This window comes from Burkholderia ubonensis, assembly GCF_001718695.1.
Classification (GTDB): domain Bacteria; phylum Pseudomonadota; class Gammaproteobacteria; order Burkholderiales; family Burkholderiaceae; genus Burkholderia; species Burkholderia ubonensis_B.
Genome location: NZ_CP013420.1, coordinates 2156583 through 2174032, shown reverse-complemented (window position 1 = coordinate 2174032; position 17450 = coordinate 2156583). Strand labels below are relative to the sequence as shown.

19 protein-coding genes are annotated in these 17450 nt (G+C 65.3%); 15 read left to right on the top strand and 4 right to left on the bottom strand.

What is annotated here, in order from left to right; all coding sequences use genetic code 11:
* Positions 1-6: 6 nt before the first annotated feature.
* The 9 genes from infA to dsbD all read left to right on the top strand — a co-directional run bounded on the left by infA (position 7) and on the right by dsbD (position 5951).
* The gene (gene infA, locus WJ35_RS09945) at positions 7-225 is read left to right on the top strand and encodes a translation initiation factor IF-1 (protein WP_004521905.1); all 219 of its coding nucleotides are present in this window, start codon (positions 7-9) and stop codon (positions 223-225) included.
* Positions 226-245: 20 nt separating this feature from the next.
* Positions 246-362: a 50S ribosomal protein L36 gene (gene rpmJ, locus WJ35_RS09940; RefSeq protein WP_004199844.1), complete on the top strand. Its 117-nt coding sequence runs from the start codon at positions 246-248 to the stop codon at positions 360-362.
* Between the two features lie 38 nt (positions 363-400).
* Complete coding sequence (rpsM, locus tag WJ35_RS09935; RefSeq protein ID WP_006400641.1) at positions 401-766, top strand: 30S ribosomal protein S13; 366 nt, start codon at positions 401-403, stop codon at positions 764-766.
* A gap of 28 nt (positions 767-794) precedes the next feature.
* Positions 795-1196 (top strand): 30S ribosomal protein S11, encoded by a 402-nt coding sequence (gene rpsK, locus WJ35_RS09930; protein ID WP_010092939.1) that lies wholly within the window; start codon positions 795-797, stop codon positions 1194-1196.
* 140 nt (positions 1197-1336) lie between these two features.
* A complete protein-coding gene (gene rpsD, locus WJ35_RS09925) occupies positions 1337-1960 on the top strand; it encodes a 30S ribosomal protein S4 (protein ID WP_010092938.1) in 624 nt (207 codons plus the stop codon).
* A gap of 124 nt (positions 1961-2084) precedes the next feature.
* The gene (locus WJ35_RS09920; RefSeq protein WP_010092937.1) at positions 2085-3062 is read left to right on the top strand and encodes a DNA-directed RNA polymerase subunit alpha; all 978 of its coding nucleotides are present in this window, start codon (positions 2085-2087) and stop codon (positions 3060-3062) included.
* 138 nt (positions 3063-3200) lie between these two features.
* Positions 3201-3596: a 50S ribosomal protein L17 gene (gene rplQ, locus WJ35_RS09915; RefSeq protein WP_004197924.1), complete on the top strand. Its 396-nt coding sequence runs from the start codon at positions 3201-3203 to the stop codon at positions 3594-3596.
* A gap of 182 nt (positions 3597-3778) precedes the next feature.
* Positions 3779-4105: a divalent-cation tolerance protein CutA gene (gene cutA / locus WJ35_RS09910; RefSeq protein ID WP_059759905.1), complete on the top strand. Its 327-nt coding sequence runs from the start codon at positions 3779-3781 to the stop codon at positions 4103-4105.
* Positions 4098-5951 (top strand): protein-disulfide reductase DsbD, encoded by a 1854-nt coding sequence (dsbD, locus tag WJ35_RS09905; protein ID WP_069239103.1) that lies wholly within the window; start codon positions 4098-4100, stop codon positions 5949-5951. The genes cutA and dsbD overlap by 8 nt, the downstream gene beginning before the upstream one ends.
* A gap of 100 nt (positions 5952-6051) precedes the next feature.
* On the opposite strand, the gene hemB is transcribed toward dsbD, so the two are convergent.
* The gene (gene hemB, locus WJ35_RS09900; protein ID WP_060234178.1) at positions 6052-7050 is read right to left on the bottom strand and encodes a porphobilinogen synthase; all 999 of its coding nucleotides are present in this window, start codon (positions 7048-7050) and stop codon (positions 6052-6054) included.
* A 251-nt stretch (positions 7051-7301) separates the two neighbouring features.
* Positions 7302-7961 (bottom strand): ribosome biogenesis GTP-binding protein YihA/YsxC, encoded by a 660-nt coding sequence (gene yihA, locus WJ35_RS09895; RefSeq protein ID WP_060234179.1) that lies wholly within the window; start codon positions 7959-7961, stop codon positions 7302-7304.
* A 205-nt stretch (positions 7962-8166) separates the two neighbouring features.
* Between yihA and WJ35_RS09890 the strand changes: the two genes are divergently transcribed.
* The 5 genes from WJ35_RS09890 to msrQ all read left to right on the top strand — a co-directional run bounded on the left by WJ35_RS09890 (position 8167) and on the right by msrQ (position 14177).
* Positions 8167-8820: a c-type cytochrome gene (locus tag WJ35_RS09890; protein ID WP_060234180.1), complete on the top strand. Its 654-nt coding sequence runs from the start codon at positions 8167-8169 to the stop codon at positions 8818-8820.
* 119 nt (positions 8821-8939) lie between these two features.
* The gene (locus WJ35_RS09885; RefSeq protein WP_060234181.1) at positions 8940-11141 is read left to right on the top strand and encodes a cytochrome c biogenesis protein ResB; all 2202 of its coding nucleotides are present in this window, start codon (positions 8940-8942) and stop codon (positions 11139-11141) included.
* 4 nt (positions 11142-11145) lie between these two features.
* The gene (gene ccsB, locus WJ35_RS09880) at positions 11146-12336 is read left to right on the top strand and encodes a c-type cytochrome biogenesis protein CcsB (protein WP_060234182.1); all 1191 of its coding nucleotides are present in this window, start codon (positions 11146-11148) and stop codon (positions 12334-12336) included.
* Between the two features lie 158 nt (positions 12337-12494).
* Positions 12495-13490 (top strand): protein-methionine-sulfoxide reductase catalytic subunit MsrP, encoded by a 996-nt coding sequence (msrP, locus tag WJ35_RS09875; RefSeq protein WP_060234183.1) that lies wholly within the window; start codon positions 12495-12497, stop codon positions 13488-13490.
* Between the two features lie 21 nt (positions 13491-13511).
* On the top strand, positions 13512-14177 hold the full coding sequence (msrQ, locus tag WJ35_RS09870; protein ID WP_069239102.1) for a protein-methionine-sulfoxide reductase heme-binding subunit MsrQ: 666 nt from the start codon (positions 13512-13514) through the stop codon (positions 14175-14177).
* Between the two features lie 98 nt (positions 14178-14275).
* Here msrQ and lptM read toward each other — a convergent pair whose 3' ends face one another.
* Entirely contained in the window at positions 14276-14557 is a 282-nt protein-coding gene (gene lptM / locus WJ35_RS09865) for an LPS translocon maturation chaperone LptM (protein WP_069239101.1), read from the bottom strand.
* A gap of 36 nt (positions 14558-14593) precedes the next feature.
* Between lptM and cyaY the strand changes: the two genes are divergently transcribed.
* On the top strand, positions 14594-14920 hold the full coding sequence (gene cyaY, locus WJ35_RS09860) for an iron donor protein CyaY (RefSeq protein ID WP_069239100.1): 327 nt from the start codon (positions 14594-14596) through the stop codon (positions 14918-14920).
* Between the two features lie 73 nt (positions 14921-14993).
* Here the strand turns inward: cyaY and WJ35_RS09855 are convergent, their stop codons facing one another.
* Positions 14994-17381 (bottom strand): penicillin-binding protein 1A, encoded by a 2388-nt coding sequence (locus tag WJ35_RS09855; RefSeq protein WP_080434883.1) that lies wholly within the window; start codon positions 17379-17381, stop codon positions 14994-14996.
* Positions 17382-17450: the final 69 nt, after the last annotated feature.

The window sequence follows — 17450 nt, the reverse complement described above, 5'->3', positions numbered from 1 at the left end:
GGACTTATGGCCAAGGACGATGTAATCCAGATGCAGGGCGAGGTGATCGAAAACCTCCCGAATGCGACCTTCCGCGTGAAGCTGGAGAACGGCCATGTCGTGTTGGGGCATATCTCCGGAAAGATGCGGATGCACTACATCCGCATTCTCCCGGGCGACAAGGTGACGGTTGAATTGACGCCTTACGATCTGTCGCGTGCGCGGATCGTGTTCCGGGCGAAGTGATTTGAAAAAAGGGTAATATCATGAAAGTGATGGCATCGGTTAAGCGCATTTGCCGCAATTGCAAGATCATCAAGCGCAAAGGCGTCGTTCGCGTGATCTGCAGCTCGGATCCGCGCCACAAGCAGCGCCAAGGCTGACCGCGCGTTTGTTTGCGCTTTTTGTTTGAGGAAAAACAATGGCTCGTATCGCAGGGGTTAACATCCCGAATCACCAGCATACCGAGATCGGCCTGACGGCTATCTTCGGTATCGGCCGCACCCGTTCGCGCAGCATCTGCGTGGCAGCTGGCGTCGATTTTTCGAAGAAGGTCAAGGATCTGACCGACGCAGACCTCGAAAAGCTGCGTGAAGAAGTGGGCAAGTTTGTCGTCGAAGGCGATCTGCGCCGTGAAGTGACGATGAACATCAAGCGCCTGATGGATCTCGGCTGCTACCGTGGCGTTCGTCACCGCAAGGGCCTGCCGATGCGCGGTCAGCGTACGCGTACGAACGCACGCACTCGCAAGGGTCCGCGTCGTGCAGCGCAAGCGCTGAAGAAGTAAGCGGAACTGACAGTTACAGGAAAACGTAATGGCTAAGGCTTCGAACACCGCGGCGCAACGCGTTCGCAAGAAGGTCAAGAAGAACGTCGCTGAAGGCGTGGTTCACGTTCACGCGTCGTTCAACAACACGATCATCACGATCACCGATCGCCAGGGCAATGCACTGGCATGGGCGACGTCGGGCGGCCAGGGCTTCAAGGGCTCGCGCAAGTCGACGCCGTTCGCTGCTCAGGTTGCTGCTGAGTCGGCCGGTCGCGTGGCGATGGAATACGGCGTGAAGAATCTGGAAGTGCGGATCAAGGGCCCGGGCCCGGGTCGTGAGTCGGCAGTGCGTGCACTGCACGGCCTCGGCATCAAGATCACCGCGATTTCGGATGTCACTCCGGTTCCGCACAACGGCTGCCGTCCGCCGAAGCGTCGCCGCATCTAACGATGTGCTGGCGCAATGCCTGTCGCCGCTTCGCGTCGACGGGCTGTGCTTTTTTGATTGACTAAGCCCACCGTTCGCCCCAAAGGGCGCGAACTAGCGCGGATCGCGATCCGCGTGACTGATTGATAAAGGAATGCAAAGTGGCACGTTATATCGGCCCTAAGGCCAAGCTGTCCCGCCGTGAAGGCACCGACCTGTTCCTGAAGAGCGCGCGCCGCTCGCTCGCCGACAAGTGCAAGCTCGACAGCAAGCCGGGCCAGCACGGCCGTACCTCGGGTGCACGTACGTCCGACTACGGCACGCAGCTGCGTGAAAAGCAAAAGGTCAAGCGCATCTACGGCGTGCTGGAGCGTCAGTTCCGCCGCTACTTCGCCGAAGCCGATCGCCGCAAGGGCAACACGGGTGAAAACCTGCTGCAACTGCTCGAGTCGCGCCTCGACAACGTCGTGTACCGCATGGGCTTCGGCTCGACCCGCGCTGAAGCGCGTCAGCTGGTGAGCCACAAGGCGATCACCGTGAACGGCATCGTCGCGAACGTCCCGTCGCAGCAAGTGAAGGCTGGCGACGTGATCGCGATCCGCGAAAAGGCGAAGAAGCAGGCACGTATCGTCGAAGCACTGTCGCTGGCCGAGCAAGGCGGCCTGGCGAGCTGGGTGGCGGTCGATGCGAAGAAGTTCGAAGGTACGTTCAAGCAAATGCCGGAACGCGCCGACATCGCCGGCGACATCAACGAAAGCCTGATCGTCGAATTGTATTCGCGTTAATCCGATTGACGGCCGAGGTACCCCGATTGCGTCACGCAAGGAGGGGCCTCGGCTGTTTATTTTCTGGTTGTTACCGGTCAGCCTTATCGGTGTAACGAGCCGAGGGTATTGAAAAGGAAAACCCATGCAAACCAGTTTGCTGAAACCCAAGATCATCGCCGTGGAATCGCTGGGCGAGAACCACGCGAAGGTGGTCATGGAGCCGTTCGAACGCGGCTATGGCCATACCTTGGGCAATGCGCTCCGCCGCGTGCTGCTGTCGTCGATGGTGGGCTACGCGCCGACCGAAGTGACGATCGCGGGCGTGGTGCACGAGTATTCGACGCTTGACGGTGTGCAAGAGGACGTCGTCAACCTGCTGCTGAACCTGAAGGGCGTGGTGTTCAAGCTGCACAACCGCGACGAAGTGACGGTGACGCTGCGCAAGGAAGGCGAAGGTGTCGTCACGGCAGCCGATATCGAGCTGGCGCACGATTGCGAAGTCATCAACCCGAATCACGTGATCGCGCATCTGTCGAAGGGCGGCAAGCTCGACGTGCAGATCAAGATCGAGAAGGGTCGCGGCTATGTGCCGGGCAACGTTCGTCGCTATGGCGAAGACACGGCCAAGATCATCGGCCGCATCGTGCTCGACGCATCGTTCTCGCCGGTTCGCCGCGTGAGCTATGCCGTCGAAAGCGCGCGTGTCGAGCAGCGTACCGACCTCGACAAGCTCGTGATGAACATCGAGACGAGCGGCGTGATCACCCCGGAAGAGGCGATCCGTCAATCGGCGCGCATCCTGGTCGACCAGCTGTCCGTGTTCGCGGCGCTGGAAGGCACGGAGACGGCAGCGGAAGCACCGTCGCGCGCACCGCAGATCGACCCGATCCTGCTGCGTCCGGTGGACGATCTCGAACTGACGGTTCGTTCGGCGAACTGCCTGAAGGCCGAGAACATCTACTACATCGGCGACCTGATCCAGCGCACGGAGAACGAGCTGCTGAAGACGCCGAACCTCGGTCGCAAGTCGCTCAACGAGATCAAGGAAGTGCTCGCTTCGCGCGGTCTCACGCTGGGCATGAAGCTCGAGAACTGGCCGCCGGCCGGTCTCGACAAGTAAGCCCGGTTGTTGCTGTAACTGGCCAAGATGCGGATTTTCCTTTAGAATCCGCATCTTGCTTTTTTTCGTTACCGGCCCGTGCACCCCTGCAGGTGCGATAGAAGAGCTGGATCAAAACTTTGAATCAAGGAAACTGAAATGCGCCATCGTCATGGTCTGCGGAAACTGAACCGCACGAGCAGCCACCGTCTGGCAATGCTCCGCAACATGTCCAACTCGCTGATCGAGCACGAAGTCATCAAGACGACGCTGCCGAAGGCGAAGGAACTCCGTAAGGTCGTCGAGCCGCTGATCACGCTCGGCAAGAAGCCGTCGCTCGCGAACCGTCGCCTGGCGTTCAACCGCCTGCGCGATCGCGATTCGGTGGCGAAGCTGTTCGACGTGCTCGGTCCGCGTTTCGCGAACCGTCCGGGCGGCTACCTGCGCATCCTGAAGTTCGGCTTCCGCGTCGGCGACAACGCACCGATGGCACTGGTCGAGCTGCTGGATCGTCCGGAAGTCGAAGAAACGGAAAACGTGCAAGAAGCTGAATAAGCTTCCCCCGGTACGTCGCAGTAACAGAAAAGGGTCAAGCAATCGCTTGGCCCTTTTTGCTTGGCAGTCGGGGAATGCGGTCGATTGTCGCAGGCGCCCGCCGGCACCATTGCGCGGGGTGCGCTACGATACGGAGCAAACAGCTGGCGAATGCGCCGGCGAACGAAACTGGAGGTGCGCGAATGGTCGTGGTGTTGATGCTGACGACGGTGCCGGATGCGGCGACCGCCGATGCGCTCGCCGACGGCGCGCTGGCCGCGCGGCTTGCCGCCTGCGTGTCGCAGCTCGGCGCGATCCGATCGCGCTATCACTGGGAAGGCAAGGTCGAGACCGCCGAAGAAATCCAGTTGCTGTTCAAGACGAGCCCGGTGCGCTCGCTCGAGCTGGAGCGCTTCATCCAGTCGCACCATCCTTACGACACGCCCGAAATCGTCTCCTGGCAAGCGGCGGCCGCGCCGAAGTACGGCCAGTGGGTGACGGGCGAAACTCAACGTCTATTTCATGTTTAACGGTATGGCACTTCGCGCGCGCATCCATGCATTGAGGCTCCTCGCGCTGCTGCTGTCGCTCCTCGCGTTCACGCTGGGCGGCATGTCGCTCGCCCGTGCCGCCGACGATTTCCTCGATCCGTCGGTGGCGTTCAAGTTCAGCGCCAGCGAGTCGCCGGGCCAGGTCGACGTGCGCTTCAAGGTCGCGGACGGCTATTACCTGTATCGGGAGCGGTTCGCGTTCGCGGTCAAGAGCGGCCAGGCGACGCTCGGCGAGCCTCAGCTGCCCGCGGGCCATGTGAAGTTCGACCAGACGTTCCAGAAGAACGTCGAGACCTATCGCGGCGACGTGGTGATTCACGTGCCGGTCAAGCAGGCAGCCGGGGCGTTCGAGCTCGCGGTGACGTCGCAGGGATGCGCGGACGAAGGGATCTGCTATCCGCCGGCGGAGCACGTCGTGAAGATCGACGGCGCGGCGCTCGGCGCGGCCGCAGCGGCTGACGGCGCGGCCGCATCGGGCAGCTGGCTCGACAAGATCACGAGCGCCGATTATGCGCAGTCGCTGCTCGAAGGCCAGGGCTTCTTCACGGTCGTCGCACTCTATTTCGTCGCGGGCGTCGTGCTGAGCCTCCTGCCCTGCTCCTATCCGATGATTCCGATCGTGTCGGCGATCATCATCGGCCAGGGCGCGCGCGTGACGCACGCACGCGGCTTCGCGCTGTCGCTGACCTACGTGCTCGGCATGGCGCTCGTCTACACGGTGCTTGGGATCGCCGCCGCGCTGGTCGGGCAGAGCCTCGGGGCATGGCTGCAGAACCCGTGGGTGCTGGGCAGCTTCGGCGTGCTGCTGACGGCCTTCGCGGCATCGCTGATTTCCGGCATCGACATCGCGCTGCCGCAGCGCTGGCAAAACGGCGCCGCCAGCGCATCGAGCGGCCGCAAGGGCGGCCACTTCGCGGCGGTCGCGGCGATGGGCGCGCTGTCGGCGCTCGTCGTCGGCGCCTGCATGACGGCGCCGCTGTTCGCGGTGCTTGCGTTCATCGCGCATACCGGCAACGCGCTGCTCGGCGGCGCGGCGCTGTTCGCGATGGGGCTGGGGCTCGGCGTGCCGCTGCTGATCGTCGGCGTCGGCGCGGGTACGTTGCTGCCGCGCGCGGGCGCATGGATGGACGGCGTGAAGGTGTTCTTCGGCATCGTGCTGCTCGCGGCTGCGCTGTGGATCGTCTGGCCGGTGCTGGCGGGCGGCCTGAAGATGATGCTCGCCGCGTTGTGGTTGCTGATCGCCGCAGCGGCGCTCGGACTGTTCACGCCCCATGCCGGAGCCGCCTCCATCTGGCGGCGCTTCGGGCGCGGGCTCGGCGCGGCGCTGGCAATCTGGGCGGCCACGCTGCTCGTCGGGCTCGCCGCAGGATCGACCGATCCCGTCAAGCCGCTCGCCGTGCTGGCCGCGCGTACGGTTGCGTCGGGCGCTGCGACGTCGGCGGCCGGCCAGGCGGCCGGGCAGGCCGCGCCCGCGTTCGCGGCGGTGCGCTCCAGCGGGGAGCTCGATGCGCTGCTGAAGACGTCGAGCCGGCCGGTGATGCTCGATTTCTATGCCGACTGGTGCGTGAGCTGCAAGGAGATGGAGCATCTGACCTTCACCGATTCGCGCGTGCAGGCGCGGCTCGCGCAATTGCACCTGGTGCGCGCGGATGTCACCGCGAACAGTCCGGCCGATCAGGCGCTGCTGAAGCGCTTCAACCTGTTCGGCCCGCCCGGGATCATCTTCTTCGATCGCAACGGCAAGGAAATCGGGCGGGTGGTCGGCTATCAGGCCGCCGAGACGTTCCTGCGCAGCCTCGATCGCGCGGCGGTGCCGACGGTCTGATCCGAGCTGGACCGACCTGGCCGCCCAGCGCACAAAAAAACGGCGGGACACTTCGGTGTCCCGCCGTTTTTTCATCCTGCGTGCCGATCGGCAGCGCGGCTCAGCGCTGCGCCTTCAGCAGACGTGCGGCATCGAGCGCGAAGTACGTGAGCACGCCGTCGGCGCCGGCGCGCTTGAACGCGAGCAACGATTCGAGCACGACCTTGTCGTGATCGAGCCAGCCGTTCATCGCGGCAGCCTTCAGCATCGCGTATTCGCCGCTGACCTGGTACACGTAGGTCGGGAAGCGGAACTCGTCCTTCACGCGGCGCACGATGTCGAGGTACGGCATGCCGGGCTTCACCATCACCATGTCCGCGCCTTCCTCGATGTCTAGGCGCACTTCGCGCAGCGCTTCGTCGGTGTTCGCCGGGTCCATCTGGTAGGTCATCTTGTTGCTCTTGCCCAGATTCGCCGCCGAGCCGACCGCGTCGCGGAACGGGCCGTAAAACGCCGACGCGTACTTGGCCGAATAGGCCATGATGCGCGTGTGAATATGGCCTTCGCTTTCGAGCATCTCGCGGATCGCGCCGATGCGGCCATCCATCATGTCGGACGGCGCAACGATGTCGACGCCGGCCTCGGCCTGCGCGCGCGCCTGCTCGATCAGGATTTCGACGGTGTCGTCGTTGATCACGTAGCCGTTTTCGTCGAGCACGCCGTCCTGGCCGTGGCTCGTATACGGATCGAGCGCGACATCGGTCAGCACGCCGAGCTCCGGGAAACGCTTCTTCAGCTCGCGCACCGCGCGCGGGATCAGGCCCTCGGGATTGGCCGCCTCGCGGCCGTCAGGCGTCTTCAGCGACGGCTCGATGGCCGGGAACAGCGACAGCACGGGCACGCCCAGTTCGACGCACTGCTCGGCAACCTGCATCAGCAGGTCGACGGACACGCGCTCGACGCCGGGCATCGACGGCACCGGCTGGCGCTCGTTCGTACCTTCGACGACGAAGACCGGATAGATCAGGTCGTCGGCGGTCAGGTGGTTTTCGCGCATCATGCGGCGGGAGAAGTCGTCGCGGCGCATCCGGCGCGGACGATGAAGCGGATGGAAGCTCATGGCGATTTGGCAGAAATCAGGGCAATAAGGGCTTTACGGAACCCTTAGGTTATTTTCTGGATCGTTGGTATATGATAGCGATCGAGCGTCACGCCTAGCGTGATGCTCCCCGCTTCTCCTCCCTGAGCGGGTGCCTGTCGTTATTCGATTAGGCTGTTTAACCCGCCGCTAAACGGCGGGTTTTTTTATGAGCCGGCCGAAAGCAGGCGCCCTCAGGTGCGCACGGCCGGTGCCGGCCGCGCGGTGCCCGATCATTGTGCTACAGGCTCGATTTTTTCGTCGGCGACGGACGGCCGCACCCAGCCCTCGATCAGCGCATGGGCCTCGTCGAGCCCCGTGCGCTTGAGCGCCGAGAACAGCTGGACCGTCAGCTTGCCTTCGACGCCCGCATCGCGATACGCATCCAGCCCTTTCTGCGTCGTCCGCAGCGCATTGATGCTTTCCTGGCGCGTCAATTTGTCGCACTTCGTCAGCAGCGTGTGGATCGGCTTGCCGGTCGGCGCGAACCACTCGATCATCCGGCGGTCGAGCTCGGTCAGCGGGCGGCGCGAATCCATCATCAGGATCAGCCCGCAGAGCTGCGAGCGGGTTGCGAGGTAGGTCGACAGCAGCATTTCCCAATGCGCCTTCGCGGCGCCGGGCACTTCCGCGTAGCCGTAGCCGGGCAGGTCGACGAGGTTCGCGACGGGCTCGGCCGCCGGGCCGACCGAGAAGTAGTTGATGTGCTGCGTACGGCCGGGCGTCTTCGACGCGAACGCGAGCCGCTTCTGGTTGCACAGCACGTTGATCGCGGTCGATTTGCCGGCGTTCGAGCGGCCCGCGAACGCGACTTCCGGTTGCACCGTCGGCGGCAGGTCGCGCAGGTGGTTGACGGTCGTATAGAAGCGGGCTTGATGGAGCAGAAAGGCCATGGGAACCGGGGACGGACGGGCGGCGCGAGCCGCTTGGTGGAGGCGGGGTAGCCCCGATAGGCGCGGGGGCTTTCAGCGCGATATTGTACAATACGGCGGTTTTGCCGAAGGCCCCGGGCGCCCCGCCTCGCGCGCTTCTGCGGTAGACTGATCGCCGTCGTTTATTGCAGAACCTCATTCCCACAAGACGAAACAGGGTGTGCGAATGAATCGACTGTGCAAGTCTCTGATGGTGCTTCAGGTTGCAGCAGGGTTCGTAGGTTTCGTAGCAGAGGCAAGGGCGGCGGATGCGGCAAAGCCTGATCTGGATCGTGGCAAGGCGATCGCGGCGCAAGTCTGCGCATCGTGTCACGGCGCCGACGGCAACAGTGCGTCGGGCGGTTTTCCGAAGCTCGCCGGCCAGCATCCCGAATATCTGGTCAAGCAGTTGAACGATTTCAAGGCGCAGCCGGGCGCGAAGGGGCCGGCGCGCAACAACGCCGTGATGATCGGGTTCGCGAGCGCGCTGAGCGCGGACGACATGCGCAACGTCGCGGCGTATTACGGCTCGCAGGCGGCCAAGCCCGGCACCGCGCACGTCGCGGCCAGCGTGCCGCTCGGCCAGAAGATCTACCGCGGCGGCATCGCGGAGAAGGGCGTGCCCGCGTGTGCGAGCTGCCACGGGCCGACGGGGCAGGGGCTGCCGGTCCAGTATCCGCGTCTGTCGGGCCAGTGGTCGGATTACACCGTCGCCCAGTTGACGGCGTTCCAGCAGGGAGCTGGCGCCCGTAACAACAACGAGGCGATGCATCAGATCGCGTCGCGCCTGTCGGACAGCGAGATCAAGGCCGTCGCGGATTACATCGCCGGCCTGCACTGAGCGCCGGCCGCGAAAAGCGACCGGGCGCCCGCAGGGCGGCCGGAGTCAGAACAAGAAAAGGGTGGGGCGCCGCATCGCAGCGGCCGCCTTGCCCTTTTTTGTTGTCAGTCGGAGTTTGAATGAGCGTTACCACGTCGGGGTTGCAGTCGAAGTCGGGCCAGGGCGCAACGAAGCGCGCAGTCGAGCTGTTGAGCTCGATGCGCTTTGCGATCGCGCTGCTGGTGGTGCTGTCGATCGCGAGCATCGTCGGCACCGTCCTGACCCAGGACGACCCGTATCCGAACTACGTGAACCAGTTCGGGCCGTTCTGGGCCGACATCTTCCGCTCGCTCGGCCTGTACAACGTGTACAGCGCGTGGTGGTTCATGCTGATCCTGATCTTCCTCGTCGTGTCGATCTCGCTGTGCGTGATCCGCAATGCGCCGAAGATGCTCAAGGACGCGAAGAGCTGGAAGGACAAGGTGCGCGAAGGCAGCCTGCGCGCGTTCCACCACAAGGCCGAATATGCCGCGGCCGGCACGCGCGCGCAGGCGACCGCGACGCTCGCCGCGTTCGTCACGAAGGCCGGCTACAAGCACGTCGTGCGCGAAACCGACGGCGCGACGCTGGTTTCCGCGAAGCGCGGCGCGATGACGAAGTGGGGCTACATCGCCGCGCACCTCGCGATCGTCGTGATCTGCGTCGGCGGCCTGCTCGACAGCAACCTGCCGATCAAATTCCAGATGTGGATGTTCGGCAAGAGCCCCGTCAACACGAGCGCGACGATCAGTGAGATCTCGCCCGACCATCGCCTGTCGGCGTCGAACCCGACGTTCCGCGGCTACGCGTGGGTGCCGGAAGGCCAGTTCGTGTCGACCGCGATCCTCAACCAGCCGAACGGCTCGCTGATCCAGGACCTGCCGTTCTCGATCCAGCTCAACAAGTTCATCGTCGACTACTACACGACCGGGATGCCGAAGCTGTTCGCGAGCGACATCGTCGTGATCGATCGCGCGACCGGGCAAAAGATCCCGGCGCGCGTCGAGGTCAACAAGCCGTTCACGTACAAGGGCGTGTCGATCTACCAGTCGAGCTTCCAGGACGGCGGCTCGCAGATGCAGATGACCGCGTACCCGATGACGGGCGCCGCGCCGAAGACGTTCCCGGTGCAGGGCACGATCGGCAGCTCGGTGCCGCTGCAGATGCCGGGCGCCGACGGCGAGACGATCGAATTCTCCGATTTCCGCGCGATCAACGTCGAGAACATGGCCGACGCGAACGGCAGGCCGGACGTGCGCGGCGTCGCGAAGACCACGACGCTCAAGGAAGCGTTCGACGAGCGGCTCGGCTCGGGCGCGAAATCGTCGAAGCCGATGCAACTGCACAACATCGGCCCGTCGGTGCAATACAAGGTGCGCGGCAAGGACGGCCAGGCGCGCGAGTTCAACAACTACATGCTGCCGGTCGACATGGGCGGCGAGCGCGTGTTCCTCGCGGGCGTGCGCGCAAGCCCGAACGATCCGTTCCGCTACATGCGGATTCCGGCGGACAGCCAGGATTCGATCGGCGAATGGATGCGCGTGCGCGCGGCGCTCGAAGACCCGGCGGTCCGCACGGAGGCCGCCGCACGCTTCGCGCAGCGTTCGCTGCCGGGCAGCGAAGCGGCGCTGCGCGGCCGCCTGCAGGACAGCGCGTCGAAAGTGCTGACCCTGTTTGCGGCCGGCGACGACAGCGCCGGGCGCGGTGTGGACGGCCAGCCGCTGGGCGGGTTCCAGGCGGTTGCGACGTTCATCGACCGGTCGGTGCCGAAGGCCGAGCAGGAGAAGGCGGCCGGCCTGCTGCTGCGGATGCTCGAAGGCGCGATGTGGGAGGTCTGGCAGATCGCGCGCGAGCGCGCCGGCGAACCGCCCGTGCAGCAGGGCGCGGAGTCGGTCCGGTTCGTGCAGAACGCGATCAACGCGCTGTCCGACAGTTTCCTGTACGGCGCGCCGGTCTACCTGCAGCTCGATTCGTTCAAGCAGGTGCAAGCTTCGGTATTTCAGCTGACGCGCGCGCCCGGCAAGAATCTGGTGTATCTTGGCAGCCTGCTGCTGGTCGCCGGCATCTTCTCGATGTTCTACGTGCGCGAGCGGCGCCTCTGGTTCTGGCTCAAGGACGCCGGCTCCGGCGTCGATGTGGTGATGGCGATGTCCACGGCCCGCAAGACCTTCGATTTCGAGAAAGAATTCGTGCAGACGCGCGACGCGGCCGGCGCCGCCTTGCACGCCGCACCTCGCGATGCCGCTCCGGCATCGGCTCCCCGCCCGCCGGCCGGCGGCGGTTCAGAGGATTCCACCCGGTAACATCATGGATCTCACTCAAGTTTCCCCCGCCCGCGAGGCGTCGGCTCAGGCCCCGATTCCGGCGCCGCTGTTCGACGACCGTCCGTTCCTGTTGCGCCTGTCGCCGCTCGACTGGCTGTTCGCGGTCGCGCTCGTGCTCGGCGCGGGTTATGCGTTCGTGCACTACAACGCGCACATGGATTACTACGACAAGGCGGTGCTGGTCGGCACCGTCCCGGCGCTCGTCACGCTCGGCTGGCGCTGGAAGCCGGCCCGGCTGCTGATGGCGTCGATCGCGGTGCTGGCGCTGCTGTCGATCCAGATCTACCAGGGCGACCTGGCGCGCGCGGACTCGGCGTTCTTCCTCAAGTACTTCCTGTCGAGCCAGTCGGCGATCCTGTGGATGAGCGCGCTGTTCGTGCTCGCGACGGTGTTCTACTGGATCGGCACGCTCGCGCGTTCGGCGTCCGCCGCCGCGATCGGCCAGAAGCTCACGTGGGTCGCGGTGCTGATGGGCTTCACCGGGATGATGGTGCGCTGGTACGAGTCGTACCTGATCGGCACCGACGTCGGCCATATCCCGGTGTCGAACCTGTACGAAGTGTTCGTCCTGTTCAGCCTGATCACCGCGCTGCTCTACCTGTATTACGAAGGCCACTACGGCACACGCGCGCTCGGCGCGTTCGTGCTGCTGATCATCAGCGCGGCGGTCGGCTTCCTGATGTGGTATTCGATCGCGCGCGACGCGCAGCAGATCCAGCCGCTCGTGCCGGCGCTGCAGAGCTGGTGGATGAAGATCCACGTGCCGGCGAACTTCATCGGCTACGGCAGCTTCGCGCTGTCGGCGATGGTGTCGGTCGCGTACCTGATGAAGGAGCGGGGCGTGCTCGGCGACCGCCTGCCGGCGCTCGAGGTGCTCGACGATGTGATGTACAAGTCGATCGCGGTCGGCTTCGCGTTCTTCACGATCGCGACGATTCTGGGCGCGCTGTGGGCGGCGGAGGCGTGGGGCGGCTACTGGAGCTGGGACCCGAAGGAGACCTGGGCGCTGATCGTGTGGCTGAACTACGCGGCGTGGCTGCACATGCGGCTGATGAAGGGCCTGCGCGGCACGGCCGCCGCATGGTGGGCGCTGACGGGCCTGATCGTCACGACGTTCGCGTTTCTCGGGGTCAACATGTTCCTGTCCGGGCTGCACAGCTACGGCAAGCTGTAAGATTCCCGACGCTCGTTCGACCAAAGACCGCCGGCGCACTGCGTGCCCGGCGGTTTTCTTTTGTAACGTGCGGGCGATCCGGGCGCCGAACGGCGCATGATGGCGCGGGTCGAACGCGCATGGCGCGGGCGCGGTGCGCACGCAGGAGGAGCAGCACGATGTGGATCAAACGGCCTTTCCGGAACGCGTTGAGCGGTGACGACATTCCGCGCAGCGAGATCACGCCGCGCGCGGTATTCGACGACCGCCGGCGCATGCTGCAGGCAGCCGGCCTCGCGGCGGCAGGCAGCATGCTGGGCGGCAGCGGCGCGGCAGTTGCCGCGTACGCGTCGCCCGATGCGCGTGCGGCGAAGCTGGCGGCGAAAACCAACCCGAAATTCGTCGCGGCCGACAACGCGACGCCGTTCAAGGACGTCACGTCCTACAACAACTTCTACGAATTCGGCACCGACAAGGGCGATCCGGCCCGCAACGCCGGCACGCTGCGCCCGCGTCCGTGGCGCGTCAGCGTCGAGGGCGACGTGCAGCATCCGAAGGTGTTCGATCTCGACGAACTGCTGAAGCTCGCGCCGCTCGAGGAGCGCGTCTACCGGCTGCGCTGCGTCGAAGGCTGGTCGATGGTGATTCCGTGGATCGGCGTGCCGCTTGCCGAGCTGATCAAGCGCGTGCAGCCGACCGGCAACGCGAAATACGTGCAGTTCGTCACGCTCGCCGACCCGTCGCAGATGCCGGGCCTGTCGACGCCGATTCTCGACTGGCCGTATTCGGAAGGCCTGCGGATGGACGAGGCGATGAATCCGCTGACGCTGCTGGCGATGGGCGTCTATGGGCAGGTGCTGCCGAACCAGAACGGCGCGCCCGTGCGGGTCGTCGTGCCGTGGAAGTACGGCTTCAAGAGCGCGAAGTCGCTCGTGAAGATCCGCTTCGTCGACAAGCAGCCGCCGACCAGCTGGAACACCTACGCGCCGAACGAGTACGGCTTCTATTCGAACGTGAATCCGAACGTCGACCATCCGCGCTGGAGCCAGGCGACCGAGCGGCGCATCGGCGATGACGGCTTCTTCACGCCGAAGCGCAAGACGCTGATGTTCAACGGCTACGGCGAGTTTGTCGCGTCGATGTATCAGGGCATGGATCTGAAGAAATTCTTCTGACGCGCACCGATGAGAAACGACATGCCCGCTTCGACGCTCGCGCCGGCGCCCGCCGCCGCGCCCCGGCCGGACAAGGCCCGGGCCGCTCCGCCGCGCTGGCTCGCTCCCGCCAAGGTGCTGGCCTTCGCGGCCGGCCTGACTCCGTTCGCGCGCGTCGTGCTGTTCGGCCTGACCGACCGGCTCGGCGCGAATCCGGTCGAATTCGTCACGCGCTCGACCGGCCTGTGGACGCTCGTGATGCTGTGCATCACGCTCGGCGTCACGCCGCTGCGGCGGATGACCGGCGTTGCCGCGCTGCTGCGCTTTCGCCGGATGCTCGGCCTGTTCGCATTCTTCTACGCGACGCTGCACTTCACGACCTATGTCTGGTTCGACAAGTGGTTCGACCTGGCCGAGATACTGAAGGACATCGGCAAGCGGCCGTTCATCACCGTCGGCTTCGCCGCGTTCGTGCTGCTGGTCCCGCTTGCCGCGACGTCGCCGCGCGCGATGGTCCGCAGGCTCGGGCGGCACTGGGCGACGCTGCATCGCGCGATCTACGCGATCGTGCCGTTCGGCGTGCTGCACTTCTGGTGGATGAAGGCCGGCAAGCACGATCTCGCGCAGCCGAAGCTGTACGCGGCGATCGTCGTGGCGCTGCTCGGCTGGCGGCTGTTCGAATGGAGCCGGCGCCGCATTCGCGCGTGACGATGAACGACGCACGCGCAGAAAAACAAAAGGCGATGACGGGGAGTCATCGCCTTTTGTCGTGTCGACAGGTGAACCGCGAGCGGCGCAGCGCTCGATTACTTCGCGGCCGCCGGGCTCGATGCTGCCGTTGCCGCCTTCGACGTGCTGCTCGACAGCTCGGGCGACAGCGTGAGCGGCGTGCCGGAAGAGTCGGGGATGCTGTCGTACGACGCGGTTTCGTCGGTCGGCTTGACGTCGGACGGCGGCGTGTCCTGCTGCTGAATGGGCTTGGCTGGCAACGGGGGCACGGTGGGCAAATAGAGCGGACCGCTTTGACCGCAGCCTGCAAGAATTGCCAAAGCCGCTACAATCGCGCTCATCCGGAAAACGACTCGCATGATCGTCCCTGAACAATTGAACCGATAGAGTTTAGCATGTCCGATACCGAATACCTGACCCGCGCCGAGGCCGTGCTGGCGGCCGTCGAGCGCACCGTGGACGCCGCGAACGACGGCGATCACGACATCGATCTCGAGCGCAACGGCAGCGTCCTGACGCTGACGTTCGAGAACGGCTCGAAGATCATCGTCAACCTGCAGCCGCCGATGAAGGAAGTGTGGATCGCCGCGAAGGCGGGCGGTTTCCATTACCGCTACGTCGACGGCGCTTGGCGCGACACGCGCACCGGCACGGAGTTCTACGCGGCGCTCAGCGACTACGCGACGCAGCAGGCCGGGATGCCGATCACGTTCCGCGCGTGACGCCGGCGCTCGGCGCAGCAGCATGAAAAAAAGCGCCCGCGGGCGCTTTTTTCATTTCCGGGCCGCCGGAGCGTCAGTGGCCGCGGAACAGGTTCATGATGTCCTGCTTCTCCTGCTCGTCGACGTGCGGCGCTTCTTCCTCCGCGTCCTGCGCGACCGGCGCCTGCGCCACGCCGACCGTCGACACGAAGCCGTGCCCCGGCGTGAAGTCGGCGAAATACAGCTCGCTGCCGAGCGTCTCGACGCCGTCCGGCATCGTCGGCTTGAATTCGGGCACGCCCTTGAGCGCCGCGCCCATGTAGTCGATCCACACGGGCAACGAGAGGCCGCCGCCGGTTTCGCGGTCGCCGAGGCTGCGCGGGTTGTCGTAGCCGATCCAGGCGATCGCGGCGAGCGTGTGCTGGTAGCCGGCGAACCACGCGTCGTGCGAGTCGTTCGTCGTGCCGGTCTTGCCCGCGAGATCGGTGCGTTTCAGCACGTTGGACTTCGCGCCGGTGCCGCGCTGCGCGACGCTCTGCAGCAGGCTGTTCATCACGAATGCGTTGCGCGCGTCGATCGCGCGCGGCGCGTTCTGATCGGCGACGAGCGGCTGCGCGCGCGCGACGACGACGCCGTTCGGATCGGTCACCTCGGCAATCAGGTACGGATTGACGCGGAAGCCGCCGTTCGCGAACACCGAATACGCGCCCGCCATCTGCAGCGGCGTGACGAGGCCGGCGCCCAGCGCCATCGGCAGATAGGCCGGGTGGCGGTCGGCGTCGAAGCCGAAGCGCGTGATGTATTGCTGCGCGTACTTCGTGCCGATGTGGTTGAGGATCCGGATCGACACGAGGTTGCGCGAGCGCTGCAGCGCGGTGCGCATCGACATCGGGCCATCGAAGCCGCCGCCGTAGTTCTTCGGCTCCCACGGCTGGCCGCCCGTTTCCGCGGCGCTGAAGTAAAGCGGACCGTCGTTGATGATCGTCGCCGGCCCGAGCCCCTTGTCGAGCGACGCCGAGTAGATGAACGGCTTGAACGACGAGCCCGGCTGCCGCCACGCCTGCGTGACGTGGTTGAACTTGTTCTTGTTGTAGTCGAAGCCGCCGACGAGCGAGCGGATCGCGCCGTCCTGCGGGACGATCGAGATGAACGCGCCTTCGATCTGCGGCAGTTGCGTGATCGTCCATGCGCCGGCGTCGTTCTTCACGACGCGGACGATCGCGCCCGGACGAATGCGCCGGTTCGGCTGCGCATTGGCCGACAGCGCGCTCGCGGCGAAGCGCAGGTTGTCGCCTTCGAGCGTCGCGCTGCTGCCGTCGATGAACGCGACGGTGATCTGGCGCGGGCCGGCGGCGGTCACGACCGCCGCGATCAGTTCGCCGTTGTCCGGATGCTCGAGCAGCGCGTCGTCGATCGCCTGCTCGCGATCGTCGGCGCCGGCCGGCAGCTCGATGAAGCCTTCCGGCCCGCGATAGCCGTGGCGCCGCTCGTAATCCATGATCCCCTTGCGCAGCGCGCCGTAGGCGACCTGCTGATCGGCGGAATCGATCGTCGTGACGACGTTGAAGCCCCGCGTGTACGTCTCTTCGCGATACTGCGCGTACATCATCTGCCGCACCATTTCGGCGACGTACTCGGCGTGCACGCTGAATTCGCGGCCTGCGCCCTTGACGACGAGCGGCTGCGCGACCGCCTCGTCGTACTGCCCGCGCGAGATGAAGTTCAGCTCGAGCATCCGCTGCAGGATGTACTCCTGGCGCACCTTCGCGCGCTTCGGATTGACGACCGGGTTGTACGCGGACGGCGCCTTCGGCAGGCCCGCCAGCATCGCGGCTTCCGCCAGCGTGATGTCCTTCAGGTCCTTGCCGAAGTACACCCGTGCGGCGCTCGCGAAGCCGTACGCGCGCTGGCCGAGATAGATCTGATTCATGTAGACCTCGAGAATCTGATCCTTCGTCAGCGCGCGCTCGATGCGGTATGCGAGCAGCATCTCGTAGATCTTGCGCGTGTAGGTCTTCTCGCTCGACAGGAAGAAGTTGCGCGCGACCTGCATCGTGATCGTGCTCGCGCCCTGCGACGCGTGGCCGTTGGTCAGCGCGACGAAACCGGCGCGGATGATCCCGGTGAGGTCGACGCCGCCGTGATCGTAGAAGCGCGCGTCCTCGATCGCGAGGATCGCCTTCTTCAGCGAGTCGGGGACGTCCTTGAAGTGGACGATGTCGCGGCGCTCTTCGCCGAATTCGCCGATCAGCACGTGATCGGACGTATAGATGCGCAGCGGAACCTTCGGACGATAGTCCGTCAGCGCGTCGAGCGACGGCATGTTCGGCGACGCGACGACGAGCGCATAGCCGAGCACGAGAGCGCCGCACAGGACGAGCGCCACGCACACCGTCACGAGGCCGATCAGGATTTTCAGCCACCAAGGGCGTTTCTTCGGCTCCGGGGCGGGGGGCGGGGACGTAGGGGACGTGGATTGCATAGGCATACCGGAAAACAGTCCCGCGATTATAGCTGGCCGGTATGACCGGTCCTGACACGGCGCGCGCCC